Below are 16767 nucleotides of genomic sequence, written 5' to 3'. Positions count from 1 at the left end.
ACCGGAAGTTTCCGGTGGACGGGGTATCAACATATCTGGCGTTGACTTTTGGCACGCTGTTGAGTTCTCAAGGAACGGACGCTTCCTTTGTGCCTGTCTCACCAGGCTCTCCGGGCGCTTCCCTTCGGTCTTGCGTTTCCGACTCTATCAGATCCTTGCGGGCCCGATTTTCGCCGGTGCGTTTCCGCCTTTCGGCTTCTTCGCGTTTCCAACCTTACCAGATCCGTTTCCGTCTCTGGCCCCCTGTTGGAGCGGGTCGGCCGTTTCGCTTTCGCTTTCCGGCCTTTCCGACTTTATCAGATCCGATTTCGTTCCGTTTCCGGTTCGAATTCGTTCCGATTTCCCGTCGGAGGGAGTGCCTTTCGGCTGATCCGACTTTATCAGATTGCTCTGGGTCGGAATTCCGCCCGGCTTCGCGAGGCGCTCCGGACGCAGAGCGTGCGGCGTTCCCGTTCAGGCGGAGCCGTAAACGTACTGGAGCGGGGCGCCTGGATGCAAATCCGGGCGCCCCGCTCCTACTTGAGTACGTTCGTACGACTCTGTGCGTCAGACCTCGATGACCACGGGGAGGATCATCGGGCGGCGGCGGTAGTTGTCCGACACCCACTTGCCGACCGTGCGGCGGACCAGCTGCTGGAGCTGGTGGGGCTCCGTGATGCCGTCCTGGGCCGACTTGGCCAGGGCCTCGTCGATCTTGGGGACCACACCGGAGAAGGCGCCGTCGGCGATGCCCGAGCCACGGGCGTGGATGTCCGGACCGCCGACGATCTTGCCGGTGGTGGTGTCCACGACCAGATAGACCGAGATGATGCCCTCATCGCCGAGGATGCGGCGGTCCTTGAGGTGGGCCTCGGTGACATCTCCGACCGAGAGGCCGTCGACGTAGACATAGCCGGCCTGGACCTTGCCGACGATCTTGGCGACGCCGCCGACCAGGTCGACCACCACACCGTCCTCGGCGATGACGATCCGGTCCTTCGGTACGCCGGTCAGTGCGCCCAGCTCGGCGTTGGCCCGCAGATGGCGCCATTCGCCGTGCACCGGCATGAGGTTCTTCGGCTTGCAGATGTTGTAGAAGTACAGCAGCTCGCCGGCCGAGGCGTGGCCCGAGACATGGACCTTGGCGTTGCCCTTGTGGACCACGTCCGCGCCCCATCGGGTGAGGCCGTTGATCACGCGGTAGACCGCGTTCTCGTTGCCCGGGATGAGGGACGAGGCCAGGATCACCGTGTCGCCCTGGACGATCCTGATCTGGTGATCGCGGTTGGCCATCCGGGAGAGGGCGGCCATCGGCTCGCCCTGGGAGCCCGTGCAGACCAGCACGACCTCGTCGTCGGGGAGATCGTCGAGCGCCTTGACGTCGACGACCAGGCCGGCGGGGACCTTCAGATAGCCAAGCTCGCGGGCGATGCCCATGTTGCGGACCATCGAGCGGCCGACGAAGGCGACCCGGCGGCCGTACTCATGGGCCGCATCGAGGATCTGCTGGATGCGGTGCACATGGCTGGCGAAGCTGGCAACGATGATGCGCTTCTGGGCATTGGCGAACACCGTGCGCAGGACGTTGGAGATGTCCCGCTCGGGCGGGACGAAGCCCGGGACCTCCGCGTTCGTGGAGTCGGAGAGCAGAAGGTCGATACCTTCCTCACCGAGTCGCGCGAAGGCGGGGAGGTCGGTCAGACGACGGTCCAGCGGGAGCTGGTCCATCTTGAAGTCGCCGGTGTGCACAACCATGCCCGCGGGGGTGCGGATGGCGACGGCCAGGGCGTCCGGGATGGAGTGGTTGACGGCGACGAACTCGCAGTCGAAGGAGCCGATCCGCTCCGTGTGCCCTTCCTTCACCTCGAGGGTGTAGGGGCGGATGCGGTGCTCCTGAAGCTTGGCCTCAATGAGGGCGAGGGTCAGCTTCGAGCCGATGAGGGGGATGTCCGGCTTCTCGCGCAGGAGGTAGGGGACACCACCGATGTGGTCCTCGTGGCCGTGGGTGAGCACGATGCCGTCGATGTCGTCGAGGCGGTCCCTGATGGACGTGAAGTCCGGAAGGATCAGGTCGATTCCGGGCTGCTCCTCCTCGGGGAAGAGCACTCCGCAGTCGACGATCAGCAGGCGGCCGCCGTATTCGAAGACCGTCATGTTGCGGCCGATTTCACCCAGGCCGCCGAGGGGGGTGACGCGCAGGCCACCCTTGGGAAGCTTCGGCGGAGCGCCGAGCTCAGGATGCGGATGACTCAAAAGACTCTCCTCACCACACGCGCCACGCTGCCGTCGAGGGCACGTGGCGCGCATGACATTCGTGCACTTGCTGTAGGGCGATTGTTGGTCCGTATTCAGTTATGAAGTCTGTGATCAGAGCTGTACCCCGCCGGCGCCAAGATCGCGCGTCAGCTGCTCGGTCTCCTCGGGGGAGAGCTCCACGAGCGGCAGCCGCAGCGGGCCGGCGGGCAGACCCTGGAGGCCGAGGGCGGCCTTGGTCGTGATGACGCCCTGGGTCCGGAACATGCCGGTGAAGACGGGCAGCAGCTTCTGGTGGATCTCGGTGGCCTTGGTGACATCGCCGTTGAGATGGGCGTCCAGGAGCGCGCGCAGCTCGGGGGTCACGATATGGCCGACCACGGAGACGAAGCCGACGGCGCCGACCGAGAGCAGCGGGAGGTTCAGCATGTCGTCGCCGCTGTACCAGGCCAGGCCGGAGCGGGCGATGGCCCAGCTGGCGCGGCCGAGGTCGCCCTTGGCGTCCTTGTTGGCGACGATCCGGGGGTGCTCGGCGAGCCGGACCATGGTCTCGGTGTTGATCGGGACACCGCTGCGGCCCGGGATGTCGTAGAGCATCACCGGCAGGTCGGTGGCGTCCGCGATGGCCGTGAAATGGCGGAGCAGGCCTTCCTGCGGGGGCTTGCTGTAGTACGGGGTCACCGCGAGCAGACCATGGGCGCCGGCGTCCTGGGCGGCGCGGGCCAGCTCAAGGCTGTGGTGGGTGTCGTTGGTGCCGGCTCCGGCAACGACAAAGGCGCGATCGCCGACCGCATCGACCACGGCGCGGACCAGCTGCGCTTTTTCCGCATCGCTGGTGGTCGGGGACTCTCCGGTGGTGCCGTTGACGACGAGGCCGTCATTGCCGGCGTCCACCAGATGGGCAGCGAGCCGCTGCGCGCCGTCGAGATCGAGAGCGCCATCCGCCGTGAACGGCGTGACCATGGCGGTCAGCACCCGCCCGAAGGGGGTCTGCGGTGTGGAAGTCGGAGCCATGGGTCCCACGCTACTCGTAGCTCACCGCGGGATGCGCCTCTGGGGAGCAGGGATGTGGACACCGGCACTGCCTGCTCGGGGGTTCAAGCAGTGCCGGGTCCGTCTGTTCAGCGTAGATGAACTTCTCAAAATGCCGCAATCCGGACACTTCGCACGTCTGTCCTGCGCGCTCCGGCATCCGGCCCCCAACCTGGGCCTTACGGAGCGATCCGGCCATTCGCATTGAATGCGCCGTACGTGAGCGGCATGAGCTTGGCCCAGTGGGCCTCCATCTGCTCGCCGACCATCTCGATCTCCCGCTGCGGGAAGGAGGGCACCTTCGCCTGCTCGTGCTGCGTACGCAGGCCCAGGAAGTGCATCAGGGAGCGGGCATTGCAGGTCGCGTACATGGAGGAGAACAGGCCGACGGGGAGCACCGCGCGGGCGACCTCGCGGGCGACGCCGGCGGCGAGCATCTCCTGATACGCCTCGTAGGCCCGGCGGTAGGAGTCCTCCATGACGCGGCCGGTGAGCTCGTGCTGCTCCTGGGTGCCGTCGACGAATTCGTACTTGCCGGGGCGGCCCTGCTGGACGAGCTTGCGGGACTCACCGGGGACGTAGAAGACCGGGTCCAGCTGGCGGTAGCGGCCGGATTCCTCGTTGTACGACCAGCCGACGCGGTGCCGCATGAACTCGCGGAAGACGAAGATCGGCGCGCTGATGAAGAACGTCATGGAGTTGTGCTCGAAGGGGCTGCCGTGCCGGTCCCGCATGAGGTAGTTGATCAAGCCCTTGGAGCGCTCCGGGTCCTTCTGGAGCTCCTCAAGAGACTGCTCGCCGGCCGTGGAGACACGGGCCGCCCACAGCACATCGCTGTCCGCGGCGCTGTGCTTGACCAGCTCGACCGTCACCTCGCTCCGGAAGCTGACGGCTGCACTGTCGGGGCTCTCAGTGCTCTCGGCAGGGGTCTGGGACACCGGCGGTTCCTTCCATTCGTTCCTCGTGCGCGCCCAGCCTACGACCCGCCACTGACAGTCCAGGAGAGGCGGCGTGATGCCGCGTTAGCCGCAAAACGGACGCTCTGTAGCAGCCCGTGGAGCGGCAGTTGATATTTTTCACAGAAGTCCCTGAAAACGGGCACCAACCGGACGCCTCAGACGTCTAACCCTGTGACAGTGCCCACCTCGAGGTTCCTAGGAGAGCCCGCTCATGTTCCGCCGGCGAGAGCCCGTCCCGTTCGCCTTCGTTGCCGAGGCAGACCGGTTCCGCAGCAATGTCACTCCACCGCCGCGTCAGCGCGCTTCCCGCGCGCAGCTCCTCGGCCAGTCTCTCATCACGCTGACAGTCGTGGGTGGCCTGGCCGGCGCCCTGCTGTTCGGCGTTCCTGCCCTGCAGCAGGACAGTTCCGGTGCGAGCCGGGTGCATCAGTCCGAAGCGCATCGCTGAACGGGCGGGCGGGGCGTGCCGCAAAGTGGTTCCGCTCCGCCGGTCCCGATAACCTCACCGGTCACAGCTTCAGTCAGCGTGCCCATGAGTGAGGATCAGCCGTGCCCCTGCCCTTCCTGACGGCCGACCGCGACCTCGACCTCGACACCGGTGCCGCGGATACCGCCGCGCTCCCGCACGACGAGCCCGACCACTGGCGCCGTCCCTACCGCCCCGGACCGTGGCGGGTAGGGGCGGCGGCAGTGCTTTTGCTGCTCGCCTCGTTCGTACTGCTCTCCGCGATGATCATCGCGATGGCCGGCTCGCTGCCCGGCGCCGCTGCCTGTGCGGTGGTGGGGGCGCTGATGATCGCCCTCGCGGTACGGCTGCTGCGCATCGGTCTGTGGGTCAGCTCGCAGGGTCTGCGCCAGGTGAACCTGCTGCACACGGCGACCGAGCCGTGGAGCGCCATCGCCTCCGTACGCACCCGTCAGCAGCCGGTGCGCTGGCTGGGGCTGCCGCGGACGGTGCAGGGCCAGGCCCTGATCGTCGAGCGGACCCAGGGCGAGCCGTTGCGGTGCCTGCTCACGGACCACAACGGCGACTTTCTGTCCCGCCCGGAGGCCTTCGAGCAGGCCGCGGACGTCCTGGAGGCCTGGGCGGCGGAGTACCGCGCCTGAGCCTCGGGGGCACACACCCGCTCCTGGCGCCCGCCGAGCCTACGGATCAGGAACCGACCGGCCCCTGCCCCGTAGGACGGACTAGGCGGGCCTAGGCGGCCGGTACCGGCTTGTTGTCGTGCAGGGCGATGGCGCGCTGCATCGCCTTACGGGCGCGCGGGGTGTCCCGGGCGTCGTGGTAGGCGACCGCGAGCCGGAACCACGTACGCCAGTCGCCGGGCGCTTCCTCCGTCTCGGCCTGCCGGCGGGCGAAGACCGTGTCGGCCGCGTCCCGGTCGATCCGGCCGCCGGGGGTGCGCTGCAGCTCGTCGGCGGGCAGTCCGCCCTCGGCCTCCAGTACCTGGGCCAGCCGGTGGGCGTCGCGTGCGAAGCGGGTGTTGTGCCAGAGGAACCAGCCGCCGACGCACGGCAGCAGGAAGGCCACCGCTCCCATGCCCATGGCTGCCGGCTCACCGGTCAGCAGGAGGAGTACGCCCTCCAGCGCCACCACGCCGAACACCAGGACCAGCACGGTGGCGAGGAAGAAGTACGTGATCTTTCCGCCCATGCCCGTCAGCCCAGGTCGAGGAAGTTTTCCAGGCCCACGGTCAGGCCCGGAGTGTTCACCACCCGGCGCACACCGAGCAGGATGCCCGGCATGAAGCTGCTGTGGTGGAGGGAGTCATGGCGGATGGTGAGGGTCTCGCCCTCCCCGCCGAAGAGCACCTCCTGGTGGGCCAGCAGACCGCGCAGCCGTACGGAGTGCACGGGGACGCCGTCCACGTCCGCGCCGCGGGCGCCGTCCAGCGCGGTGCTGGTGGCGTCCGGCTGCGGGGCGCAGCCGGCCTCCGCACGGGCCTTGGCGATCAGCTGGGCGGTGCGGGCGGCGGTGCCGGACGGGGCGTCCGCCTTCTTCGGGTGGTGCAGCTCGACGACCTCGGCCGACTCGAAGAAGCGGGCCGCCTGCTGGGCGAACTGCATGGTCAGCACCGCACCGATGGAGAAGTTCGGGGCGATGAGCACGCCCGCTCCGGGCGAGGCGGCGAGCGAGGTGCGCAGCTGCGCGAGGCGCTCGTCGGTCCACCCGGTCGTCCCGACCACCGCATGAATGCCGTGCCGCACACAGAAGTCGAGGTTGCCCATCACCGCGCCGGGGTTGGTCAGCTCGACCACGACCTGGGCACCGGCCTCGACCAGCGTCTCCAGCTTGTCGCCCCGGCCGAGCCCGGCGACCATCTCCATGTCCTCGGCGGCCTCGATGGCCCGTACGGCCTCGGAGCCGATGCGTCCCTGGGCTCCCAGTACGGCCACGCGCAGCTTGCTCATCGTTTCCCGTCTCTCTCTTGGTGGTATCGCAGCGGGGCCTATGCGACGACGTCGTCCAGCCGGGCCGCCTGCCGGTCCTTCAGGGGACCGATGACGGACAGCGAGGGGCGGGTGCCCAGGACGTCGCGGGCCACCTCGCGTACCTCGTCCGGGGTGACGGCCGCGATCCGGGCGAGCATCTCGTCGACCGACATCTGCTCGCCCCAGCACAGCTCACTCTTGCCGAGGCGGTGCATCAGCGCGCCGGTGTCCTCCAGTCCGAGGACGGTCGAGCCGCGCAGCTGGCCGATCGCGCGGCGGATCTCGTCGTCGGTGAGGCCGTGGGACGCCACCTGGTCGAGTTCGTCACGGCAGATCTTGAGGACGTCCTGCACCTGGCTCGGACGGCAGCCGGCATAAACGCCGAACAGCCCGCAGTCGGCGAAGCCCGAGGTGTACGAGTACACGCTGTAGGCCAGGCCGCGCTTCTCGCGGACCTCCTGGAAGAGGCGGGAGCTCATCCCGCCGCCCAGGGCGGTGTTCAGCACGCCCATGGCCCAGCGCCGGTCGTCGTTGCGCGACATCCCCGGCATCCCGAGGATCACATGGGCCTGCTCGGTCTTGCGGTTGAGCAGTTCGACGCGGCCGGCGGTGCGGATGGCGCGGGCGCCGGAGCGCGGCGCCATCGGGGTGGCGTCCGTCCGGTCCAGGGCCCCGGCCTGCTCGAAGGCGCGGCGGACCAGGCGGACGACCTTGGCGTGGTCGATGTTGCCGGCGGCCGTGACGACGAGGTGCGTGGGGTCGTAGTGCTTCTTGTAGAAGCGGCGGATGCGCTCGGGGGTGAGGGCGTTGACGGTGTCGACGGTGCCCAGGACCGGGCGGCCGAGCGGGGTGTCACCGAGCATGGTGTGGGCGAACAGGTCGTGCACGCAGTCGCCCGGGTCGTCCTCGGTCATCGCGATCTCTTCGAGGATGACGCCGCGCTCGGCGTCCACGTCCTCGGCCTCGACCAGTGAGCCGGTGAGCATGTCGCACACCACGTCGATGGCGAGCGGCAGATCGGTGTCGAGCACCCGCGCGTAGTAGCAGGTGTACTCCTTCGCGGTGAAGGCGTTCATCTCGCCGCCGACCGCGTCGATGGCGGCGGAGATGTCCAGCGCGCTGCGCCGCTCGGTGCCCTTGAAGAGCAGGTGCTCAAGGTAGTGGGTGGCGCCGTTCAGGGACGGGGTCTCGTCGCGGGAGCCGACGTTCGCCCAGATCCCGAAGGTGACGGAGCGGACCGTCGGCAGCGTCTCGGTGACGATGCGCAGCCCGCCGGGGAGGGTGGTCCGGCGGACCGTGCCGGCGCCCGCGGTGCCCTTGAGAAGCGTTTGGGTACGGGCGACGGCCCGCCCCTCCGTGGAGGTGCGGGCCGTCGTCGCGTGCGTACGAGACGTCACTTGGCGGCGTCGTCCTTCGTGTCCGCGGCCGCGTCCTCTTCCTCGATCACGGGGATCAGGGAGAGCTTGCCGCGCTGGTCGATCTCGGCGATCTCGACCTGGACCTTGGCGCCGACCGCGACCACGTCCTCGACGTTCTCCACGCGCTTGCCACCGGCGAGCTTGCGGATCTGCGAGATGTGGAGCAGGCCGTCCTTGCCCGGGAGCAGGGAGACGAACGCACCGAAGGTGGTGGTCTTGACGACCGTGCCCAGGTAGCGCTCGCCGACCTCCGGCATGGTCGGGTTGGCGATGCCGTTGATCGTGGCGCGGGCGGCCTCGGCGGCCGGGCCGTCGGCGGCACCGATGTAGATCGTGCCGTCGTCCTCGATCGTGATGTCGGCGCCGGTGTCCTCCTGGATCTGGTTGATCATCTTGCCCTTGGGGCCGATGACCTCACCGATCTTGTCCACCGGGATCTTGACGGTGATGATCCGCGGGGCGTTCGGGGACATCTCGTCCGGAACGTCGATGGCCTCGTTCATGACGTCCAGGATGTGCAGACGCGCGTCACGGGCCTGCTTCAGCGCGGCGGCCAGGACCGAGGCGGGGATGCCGTCGAGCTTGGTGTCGAGCTGCAGCGCGGTCACGAACTGCTTGGTGCCGGCGACCTTGAAGTCCATGTCGCCGAAGGCGTCCTCCGCACCGAGGATGTCGGTGAGGGCGACGTAGTGGGTCTGACCGTCGATCTCCTGGGAGATCAGGCCCATGGCGATACCGGCGACCGGGGCCTTGAGGGGCACACCGGCGTTCAGCAGCGACATGGTCGAGGCGCAGACCGAGCCCATGGACGTCGAGCCGTTGGAGCCCAGCGCCTCGGACACCTGACGGATCGCGTAGGGGAACTCCTCGCGGGTCGGCAGCACCGGCACGATGGCGCGCTCGGCGAGCGCACCGTGGCCGATCTCGCGGCGCTTGGGCGCACCCACGCGGCCGGTCTCACCGACGGAGTACGGCGGGAAGTTGTAGTTGTGCATGTAGCGCTTGCGGGTCACCGGGGAGAGGGTGTCCAGCTGCTGCTCCATGCGGAGCATGTTGAGGGTGGTGACGCCCAGGATCTGGGTCTCGCCACGCTCGAACAGGGCGGAACCGTGCACCCGCGGGATGGCCTCGACCTCGGCGGCGAGCGTACGGATGTCCGTGACGCCGCGGCCGTCGATGCGCTTCTTCTCCTTGATCACGCGCTCACGGACCAGGTTCTTGGTCAGCGAACGGTAAGCGGCGGAGATTTCCTTCTCGCGGCCCTCGAACTGCGGGAGCAGCTTCTCGGCGGCGACGGCCTTGATGCGGTCCAGCTCGGTCTCGCGCTCCTGCTTGCCGGCGATGGTCAGCGCCTGGGAGAGCTCGTCCTTGACCGCGGCGGTGAGCGCCTCCAGGACGTCGTCCTGGTAGTCGAGGAAGACCGGGAACTCACCGATGGGCTTGGCGGCCTTGGCGGCGAGGTCCGACTGGGCCTTGCACAGCACCTTGATGAAGGGCTTGGCGGCTTCCAGACCGGCGGCGACGACCTCTTCGGTCGGGGCTTCGGCGCCGTCCTTGACCAGCTGGATGGTCTTCTCGGTGGCCTCGGCCTCGACCATCATGATCGCGACGTCGCCGTCCGGGAGGACGCGGCCGGCCACGACCATGTCGAAGACGGCGTCCTCAAGCTCGGTGTGGGTCGGGAACGCCACCCACTGGCCGTTGATCAGGGCGACACGGGTGCCGCCGACCGGGCCGGAGAAGGGCAGGCCGGCGAGCTGCGTGGAGCAGGAGGCGGCATTGATGGCGACCACGTCGTAGAGGTGGTCGGGGTTGAGCGCCATGATCGTCTCGACGATCTGGATCTCGTTGCGCAGGCCCTTCTTGAAGGAGGGGCGCAGCGGCCGGTCGATCAGGCGGCAGGTGAGGATCGCGTCCTCGGAGGGGCGGCCCTCACGGCGGAAGAAGGAACCGGGGATCTTCCCGGCTGCGTACATCCGCTCCTCGACGTCGACGGTCAGCGGGAAGAAGTCCAGCTGGTCCTTCGGAGTCTTGGAAGCGGAGGTGGCCGACAGCACCATGGTGTCGTCGTCCAGGTACGCCACGGCGGAACCGGCGGCCTGCTTGGCCAGGCGGCCCGTCTCGAAGCGGATGGTGCGGGTGCCGAAGGAACCGTTGTCGATCACGGCTTCGGCGTAGTGGGTCTCGTTCTCCACCAGGGATATCTCCTCGTATGTGTCCGCTGCCCGTGTGGCAGGGGACCGTCTTCGGTGGAGCGCCGGTACGGGCCGGTCTTCGATCGAAGCACCCGGAGTGAGGCACATGGAGTGTCTCCATGGATCATCCGGGGGCCACTACCGAGGACCGGCGGCCAGGTGGCGCTCCTACCGCGTTCGCTTTTGCGATATGGCACCAGACTACAAAGGTTCCGTCCACCTCGCGGCGGGGCGGATGTCCGGTGCGTACGGCAAAGGGAGCGGCCCCCGGTGGGAACCGCTCCCTCTACGGCGTCTTACTTGGCGCCCGCCGCGCCGCGGCGGATGCCCAGGCGCTCGACCAGCGCACGGAAGCGCGTGATGTCCTTCTTCGCCAGGTACTGCAGCAGGCGGCGGCGCTGGCCGACGAGCAGCAGCAGACCACGGCGGGAGTGGTGGTCGTGCTTGTGGGTCTTGAGGTGCTCGGTCAGGTCCGAGATACGACGGGAGAGCATCGCGACCTGAACCTCGGGGGAACCGGTGTCACCCTCCTTGGTGGCGAACTCGGCCATGATCTGCTTCTTGGTAGCGGCGTCGAGCGACACGCGGTACTCCTCTTGGTTTCGGCCCGTGAGCGTCCCTGGATTTACTTCACAGGGAATCTTGGATGACTCGACCGGACCGTCACACAGCGTACCAGCTGACAACGGCCCCCCGACCGGCTGGTCGGGGGGCCGCGGAAAGGCCGGTGAGCGGGGCGCTAGCTGGCGGTGAGGCCGCGCACCGTGGCGTACACGTCCAGGACCGCCAGGCACAGCGGCACCAGGGACAGCAGGACCAGGCCGTCGAAGAGGTCGAAGATCCGGCCCCAGAAGGGGGTGACACCCTTCCGCGGGACGACCAGGCCGACGCCCACCAGGAGGGCGGCGCCCGCCGCGATGCTGCTGGAGAACCAGACGGTACGGATGTTCAGCGGACCGGAGTCCTGGAAGCGCGCCAGCTCGACGAAGATCTCCGTCGGCGGGTTCAGCGCGATGCCCAGGATCAGCAGGACGATCGTGAGGATGCCCGCGATGGTCAGGCAGGCGACCTGCGCGGTGTAGTCGAAGAGCCGGGCGCGCAGCATGATCGTGATGCCCGCGGCCAGCGCCAGCAGCTGCGCCCACATGTTGTCGGAGAAGCCGAGGACCACACCGGCCGAGCCGACGACCAGGGCGGCGCAGCCGGCGACGAGGCCGAGCAGCAGCTCGTGCCCGCGCTTGGCCTGGTTGCCGATCTTGACGAAGTCGACGGACTCGGTCTCGCCGCCGCTTTCGAAGGAGCCCTTGGCGATCTGGTCGGGCGACTTGTAGCCGATGGGCAGCCGGGCGAAGCGGGCGGAGAGGCCGGGCAGCCAGGCGACCAGTGCGATGGCGACGACGGCGGTGACGGAGGCGACCTCGCTGGGCCCGGCGTCGGTGAGGATCGCGGCGAAGACCGCGAGGGTGCCCATGGCGGAGAGGAACGCGGCGGCGACGAAGGGTGCGTCACCGCGCGGCAGCAGGACCACCAGAAGTGCGGAGGCGATCAGTACGGTCACACAGCCGACGAGGAGGTGCAGCCGGCCGGGGCCGCCGCCCTCCTCCACGGGGAAGATGCCGGAGCCGGCGAGCAGAAGATGCGGAAGTGACGCCAGGCCCAGCGCGATGGAGGAGCCGTGGTCGTCGTAGACGCGGGCGCGGACGCCGGCCAGCGCGACCAGGACGATGCCGACGACACCGGCGATGATGCCGGGCAGGCGGTGCATGTCGCGGTCAATGGGGTTCGAGAACCAGAGGGCGAACGCCATCATGACGAGCAGGAGCACACCGGCGGTGAGGCCGACGACATGCATGAGGTCGTCGCTCCAGCGGCTGCGGTTGCGCTTGACCGCGGAGGCGACGGCGTCGGAGACGTCGTCGAAGACCGGGAGCGGCAGCGACTCGGCGAACGGCTTCAGAAGAAGGAGGTCGCCGTCGAGGATCTGCTGCTGCGCGAGCGACTGCCCGGCATCAAGAACCGTGCCGTCGCGGCGTACAAGGTGATAGCCGGTCGGGGCGCCCTCCGCCTGGGACTGGCCGGAGAGCCGCAGAATCTCCGGATAAATGTCCACGAGTGCGACGTCTTCCGGCAGAGCCACGTCGATCCGTGCATCCGGCGCGGCGACTGTGACCCGGCAAAAGCCGGTGCCAGTGCTCGTGCTCACCTGGCGGTTCCCCCTATCCGTTGGGCGTTTTGTCGCGTCGCGCGCCCTATATATAGAGCCGTCTCTACGGGGCTGTGGCACGCTCGCGAGGCGTCAGCGTACCGTCCAATTCGGCGGCCGCCCCACCCACCCCGAGACTTGACGCTTAACAGTAGGATCAACGCCTGCGTCGAGCCAAGGACTTGGCTCGGGGGACCGTCGAATCCAACGGGGGCGGTCCGAGACTGCGAGATGCATGAAGGACTGATGCCTCGGTGAGCGTTGTCATCGTCAAGCGCCCGCCCCGCGCGCTGCCACCCGAAGTCCCCTCGGAGGAGGTGACACTCGAGGCACCTCCGGAGCTTCCGCGTGAGGGTGAATCAGAGAACATGCTGATGACCCTTATGCCCATGATGGGCATGGCGTCCTCGGCGGGATTCTTGTTCATGGGCAATCAGCCGTTCATGAAAATCATGGGCGGCTTTATGGTGGCGTCCACTCTGGCAATGGCGATCGTGCAGATCGTCAAGGCCCGCCAAGGGCCTTCCGGGCAAATGCTCCAAGAGCGCCAGGATTACCTCAAGTACCTTACGCAGAAGCGAAAAGAGGTACGGCGCACCGCGCGTAAGCAGCAGGACGCCCAGCTGTACACCCACCCCGACCCGAGCCAGTTGTGGTCCATCGTGGCCGAGGGCAAACGGGTATGGGAGCGCCGGTCGTCCGATCCGGACTTCGGACAGGTACGGCTGGGGCTCGGGCCGCAGCAGCTGGCCACTCCCCTGCGGGCCCCTGAGACCGCTCCGGTCGACGAGCTGGAGCCGCTCACCGCGCATGCGATGAAGGAGTTCCTCGACAAGCACGGGCACTTGGACAACCTGCCGCTGGCGGTCTCGCTGCGTGCCTTCTACCACCTGACCGTCTCCGGTGACCCGGACACGGTCTACGGCGCCTCCCGCGCCGTCATCGCCCAGCTGTGCACCCTGCACTCGCCCGAGGACCTGATGGTGGCGGTCGTCGCCGCGCCCGGTGCGCAGGCGGAGTGGGAGTGGACGAAGTGGCTGCCGCACGTGCAGGACAAGTCCACGGACGGCGCCGGGTCGCGCCGGCTGGTCGTCGGCGACCTCGGTGAGATCGAGGAGCTGCTCGCGGACGACCTGGAGGGCCGTGGCCGGTTCAACCCGCAGGGCACTCCGGTGGCCGACACCCCGCATGTGGTGATCGTGCTGGACGGCGGCGAGGTGCCGATGGACTCGGTGATCGCCGGGGCCGAGGGCCTGCAGGGCGTCACCATCCTGGAGGTCGTACCGGGCGATCTGGACGAGATCCGGGGCGGGCTGGCCGTACAGGTCCAGCCGGGCAAGCTGGTGCTGGAGTCGGCCAGCGGCGCGGTCTACCACGGTGTCTGCGACACCCTGTCGATCCCCGAGTCGGAGTCGCTGGCGCGCCAGCTGGCCCCGCTGCGGGCGGGTTCCGGCGCGGACGGTGAGGAACCGCTGCTGTCGAACCTGGACTTCACCGACCTGCTGAACCTCGGTGACGCCGGTTCCGTCGATGTGTCGCGTACGTGGCGGCCGCGGACCCTGCACGAGCGGCTGCGGGTGCCGATCGGTGTCGACAAGGACGGCCAGCCCGTCATGCTCGACATCAAGGAGGCCTCCCAGGAGGGCATGGGCCCGCACGGCCTGTGTGTCGGTGCGACCGGTTCCGGTAAGTCCGAGGTGCTGCGCACCCTGGTGCTCGCGCTCGCGGTGACCCACTCCTCGGAGACCCTCAACTTCATCCTCGCGGACTTCAAGGGTGGCGCCACCTTCACCGGTATGTCCGAGATGCCGCACGTCGCGGCCGTCATCACCAACCTCGGTGAGGACGTCACCCTGATCGACCGTATGCGGGACTCGATCACCGGTGAACTCCAGCGCCGTCAGGAGCTGCTGCGCTCCGCGGGCAACTACGCCAACATCACCGACTACGAGAAGGCACGTGCCGCGGGTGCGCCCCTGGAGCCGCTGCCGTCGCTGGTGATGGTGCTCGACGAGTTCTCCGAGCTGCTGACCGCCAAGCCCGACTTCATCGACATGTTCATCCAGATCGGCCGTATCGGCCGTTCGATGGGTGTGCACATGCTGCTCGCCTCGCAGCGTCTCGAAGAGGGCAAGCTGCGCGGTCTGGACACCTTCCTGTCCTACCGGCTGGGTCTGCGGACGTTCTCCGCGGCCGAGTCGCGGACCGCGATCGGTGTGCCGGACGCCTACCACCTGCCGAACGTCCCGGGTTCCGGCATCCTCAAGTACGACACCGAGACGATGGTCCAGTTCAAGGCCGCGTACGTCTCGGGCCCCTACCGCGGTCCCGGTGCCGGCGGCGGTGCCGGCGGCAGCCGGACGCGGCGGCTGCCGGTGCCGTTCACGGCGGCCCCGGTCATCGAGCAGATCATCGAGGACCCCACTCCGGCCGAGCCGGTCGCCCCGGAGCAGGACGACGCGCTCGCCGACACCGTGCTCGACGTCATCGTCCAGCGCATGCAGGGTCAGGGCCCGCCGGCGCACCAGGTGTGGCTGCCGCCACTGGACGAGCCGCCCACGGTCAACCAGCTGCTGCCGACGCTCGCGGTCACGCCCGAACGGGGTGTGCACGCGCCGGAGTACACCGCGCTCGGCAAGCTCGTGGTGCCGGTCGCGCTGGTGGACAAGCCGTTCGAGCAGCGGCGTGACGTGATGTACCTGGACTTCTCCGCCGGTGCCGGTCACGGTCTGGTCGTGGGTGGTCCGCAGTCCGGTAAGTCCACGCTGATCCGGTCCGCCATCGCCTCGTTCGCGCTCACCCACACCCCGGGCGAGGTGCAGTTCTACTGCCTCGACTTCGGTGGCGGCGGCATGCTGTCCATGGAGGGCCTGCCGCACGTCGGCGGTGTCGCCTCGCGTCTGGACGCGGAGAAGGTGCGCCGTACGGTCTCCGAGGTCGTCGGCATCCTCAACGAGCGTGAGGAGTTCTTCCGGGCCAACAACATCGACTCGATCGGGACCTACCGCCAGCGGCGGGCCTCGGGCGCCTTCCCCGACCAGAAGTGGGGCGACGTCTTCCTGGTCATCGACGGCTGGGCGACGTTCAAGACCGACTACGAGCAGATGGACCCGGTGATCCTGGACATCGCCGCCCGGGGTCTCGGTTTCGGTGTCCACCTGATCATCGCCGGTGCGCGCTACACCGAGGTGCGGCCCGCACTGCGCGACCAGCTCCTCAACCGCGTGGAGCTGCGCCTGGGTGACCCGATGGAGTCGGAGTTCGACCGCAAGCGCGCGGAGAACGTCCCGATGGGCAAGCCCGGTCGCGGTATGTCCCCCGAGAAGCTCGACTTCCTGGCGGCGCTGCCGCGGCTGGACGGGATGAGCGACCCGGAGACGCTCAGCGACGGCATCGCGAACCTGGTGTCGACGGTCAGCGAGCACTGGCAGGGCGAGCCCGCCCCCGCGGTGCGGATGCTGCCCACGTTGCTGCACGTCAACGAGCTGCCCAAGGGCAGCGACTACCCGGACCACGGCATCGCGATCGGTGTCGACGAGACCACGCTGTCGCCGGCGTTCATCGACTTCGAGACCGACCCGCTGCTGGTCATCTACGGCGAGAGCGAGTCGGGCAAGTCGTCGCTGCTGCGCCTGCTGACCAAGCAGATCGCCGAGCGGTACCCGTCCGACAAGGCGCTGATGGTGGTCTCCGACTACCGTCGCGCACTGCTCGGCGAGGTCCCGGAGAGCCACCTGTACAAGTACTGCGCCGCAGGGCCGCAGTTGCAGGAGGTCATCAGCGGTCTGGCCGGTTCGCTGGGCCGGCGGATGCCGGGCCCGGACGTCACGCCGGAGCAGCTGCGCAACCGCAGCTGGTACGACCTGCCGGACGCGTTCGTCATCGTGGACGACTACGACCTGGTGGCGACCAGCAGCGGCAACCCGCTGCAGCCGCTGCTGGAGTATCTGCCGTTCGCCCGTGACCTGGGTCTGCGCCTGATCATCGCGCGCAGCTCCTCGGGTGCCGGACGGTCGTCCTTCGAGCCCGTGATGCAGCGCACCAAGGAGCTCGGTGCGCAGGGTCTGATCCTCTCCGCCGATCCGGCCGAGGGACCGCTGATGGGCAACATCAAGGGGCAGAGCCTGACGCCCGGACGGGCCACGTTCGTCACGCGTAAGCGCGGTGCGCAGCTGGTCCAGACGGGCTGGCTGCCGGCGAACAGCCGCTGACCGGCCACGCACGAAACGGCGGTGGGGCGTCCCTCCTGGGAGGGGCGCCCCACCGCCGTTTTCCGTCGGTGCGCGATACGTCCG

General features: G+C 68.5%; 13 protein-coding genes. 4 read left to right on the top strand and 9 right to left on the bottom strand.

The window, feature by feature from the left end:
• On the top strand, window positions 1-370 hold a 370-nt coding region (locus AB0C46_RS38910), incomplete at its 5' end, for a hypothetical protein (RefSeq protein WP_362833847.1).
• A 176-nt stretch (window positions 371-546) separates the two neighbouring features.
• Here the strand turns inward: AB0C46_RS38910 and AB0C46_RS38905 are convergent.
• The 3 genes from AB0C46_RS38905 to thyX form a co-directional block, all read right to left on the bottom strand.
• The gene (locus AB0C46_RS38905; RefSeq protein WP_362833846.1) at window positions 547-2232 is read right to left on the bottom strand and encodes a ribonuclease J; all 1686 of its coding nucleotides are present in this window, start codon (window positions 2230-2232) and stop codon (window positions 547-549) included.
• Between the two features lie 114 nt (window positions 2233-2346).
• On the bottom strand, window positions 2347-3246 hold the full coding sequence (gene dapA, locus AB0C46_RS38900; RefSeq protein WP_362833845.1) for a 4-hydroxy-tetrahydrodipicolinate synthase: 900 nt from the start codon (window positions 3244-3246) through the stop codon (window positions 2347-2349).
• 197 nt (window positions 3247-3443) lie between these two features.
• On the bottom strand, window positions 3444-4202 hold the full coding sequence (gene thyX / locus AB0C46_RS38895) for an FAD-dependent thymidylate synthase (protein ID WP_362833844.1): 759 nt from the start codon (window positions 4200-4202) through the stop codon (window positions 3444-3446).
• Window positions 4203-4434: 232 nt separating this feature from the next.
• Here thyX and AB0C46_RS38890 point away from each other — a divergent pair, with 232 nt between their 5' ends.
• The gene (locus AB0C46_RS38890; RefSeq protein ID WP_362833843.1) at window positions 4435-4671 is read left to right on the top strand and encodes a hypothetical protein; all 237 of its coding nucleotides are present in this window, start codon (window positions 4435-4437) and stop codon (window positions 4669-4671) included.
• Between the two features lie 101 nt (window positions 4672-4772).
• Window positions 4773-5330 carry a hypothetical protein gene (locus AB0C46_RS38885; RefSeq protein WP_362833842.1) on the top strand — a complete coding sequence of 186 codons (558 nt, stop codon included), beginning with the start codon at window positions 4773-4775 and terminating at the stop codon, window positions 5328-5330.
• Window positions 5331-5421: 91 nt separating this feature from the next.
• Here the strand turns inward: AB0C46_RS38885 and AB0C46_RS38880 are convergent, their stop codons facing one another.
• The 6 genes from AB0C46_RS38880 to eccD all read right to left on the bottom strand — a co-directional run bounded on the left by AB0C46_RS38880 (window position 5422) and on the right by eccD (window position 12472).
• Window positions 5422-5877 carry a hypothetical protein gene (locus AB0C46_RS38880; protein ID WP_362833841.1) on the bottom strand — a complete coding sequence of 152 codons (456 nt, stop codon included), beginning with the start codon at window positions 5875-5877 and terminating at the stop codon, window positions 5422-5424.
• A 5-nt stretch (window positions 5878-5882) separates the two neighbouring features.
• Window positions 5883-6635 carry a 4-hydroxy-tetrahydrodipicolinate reductase gene (dapB, locus tag AB0C46_RS38875; RefSeq protein ID WP_362833840.1) on the bottom strand — a complete coding sequence of 251 codons (753 nt, stop codon included), beginning with the start codon at window positions 6633-6635 and terminating at the stop codon, window positions 5883-5885.
• A 38-nt stretch (window positions 6636-6673) separates the two neighbouring features.
• Complete coding sequence (locus AB0C46_RS38870) at window positions 6674-8053, bottom strand: pitrilysin family protein (protein ID WP_362833839.1); 1380 nt, start codon at window positions 8051-8053, stop codon at window positions 6674-6676.
• Window positions 8050-10269 carry a polyribonucleotide nucleotidyltransferase gene (locus AB0C46_RS38865; RefSeq protein ID WP_362833838.1) on the bottom strand — a complete coding sequence of 740 codons (2220 nt, stop codon included), beginning with the start codon at window positions 10267-10269 and terminating at the stop codon, window positions 8050-8052. The genes AB0C46_RS38870 and AB0C46_RS38865 overlap by 4 nt, the downstream gene beginning before the upstream one ends.
• Before the next feature lie 296 nt (window positions 10270-10565).
• Window positions 10566-10853: a 30S ribosomal protein S15 gene (gene rpsO, locus AB0C46_RS38860; RefSeq protein WP_006602744.1), complete on the bottom strand. Its 288-nt coding sequence runs from the start codon at window positions 10851-10853 to the stop codon at window positions 10566-10568.
• A 155-nt stretch (window positions 10854-11008) separates the two neighbouring features.
• The gene (eccD, locus tag AB0C46_RS38855; RefSeq protein ID WP_362833837.1) at window positions 11009-12472 is read right to left on the bottom strand and encodes a type VII secretion integral membrane protein EccD; all 1464 of its coding nucleotides are present in this window, start codon (window positions 12470-12472) and stop codon (window positions 11009-11011) included.
• A 254-nt stretch (window positions 12473-12726) separates the two neighbouring features.
• Here eccD and eccCa point away from each other — a divergent pair, with 254 nt between their 5' ends.
• Window positions 12727-16683, top strand: a complete 3957-nt coding sequence (gene eccCa, locus AB0C46_RS38850) for a type VII secretion protein EccCa (protein WP_362833836.1) — start codon at window positions 12727-12729, stop codon at window positions 16681-16683.
• Window positions 16684-16767: the final 84 nt, after the last annotated feature.

It is taken from the genome of Streptomyces sp. NPDC048637 (genome assembly GCF_040650675.1).
Taxonomy (GTDB): domain Bacteria; phylum Actinomycetota; class Actinomycetes; order Streptomycetales; family Streptomycetaceae; genus Streptomyces.
Note: the sequence above shows the minus strand (reverse complement) of the source record. Positions and strands in the feature narration are given on the sequence as shown.

What these genes read in the sequence shown, in the direction of transcription:
- AB0C46_RS38880 (WP_362833841.1), bottom strand. Translation starts at nt 5,877, where the DNA reads ATGGGCGGAAAGATCACGTACTTCTTCCTCGCCACCGTGCTGGTCCTG.
- dapA (WP_362833845.1), bottom strand. Translation starts at nt 3,246, where the DNA reads ATGGCTCCGACTTCCACACCGCAGACCCCCTTCGGGCGGGTGCTGACC.
- dapB (WP_362833840.1), bottom strand. Translation starts at nt 6,635, where the DNA reads ATGAGCAAGCTGCGCGTGGCCGTACTGGGAGCCCAGGGACGCATCGGC.
- AB0C46_RS38890 (WP_362833843.1), top strand. Translation starts at nt 4,435, where the DNA reads ATGTTCCGCCGGCGAGAGCCCGTCCCGTTCGCCTTCGTTGCCGAGGCA.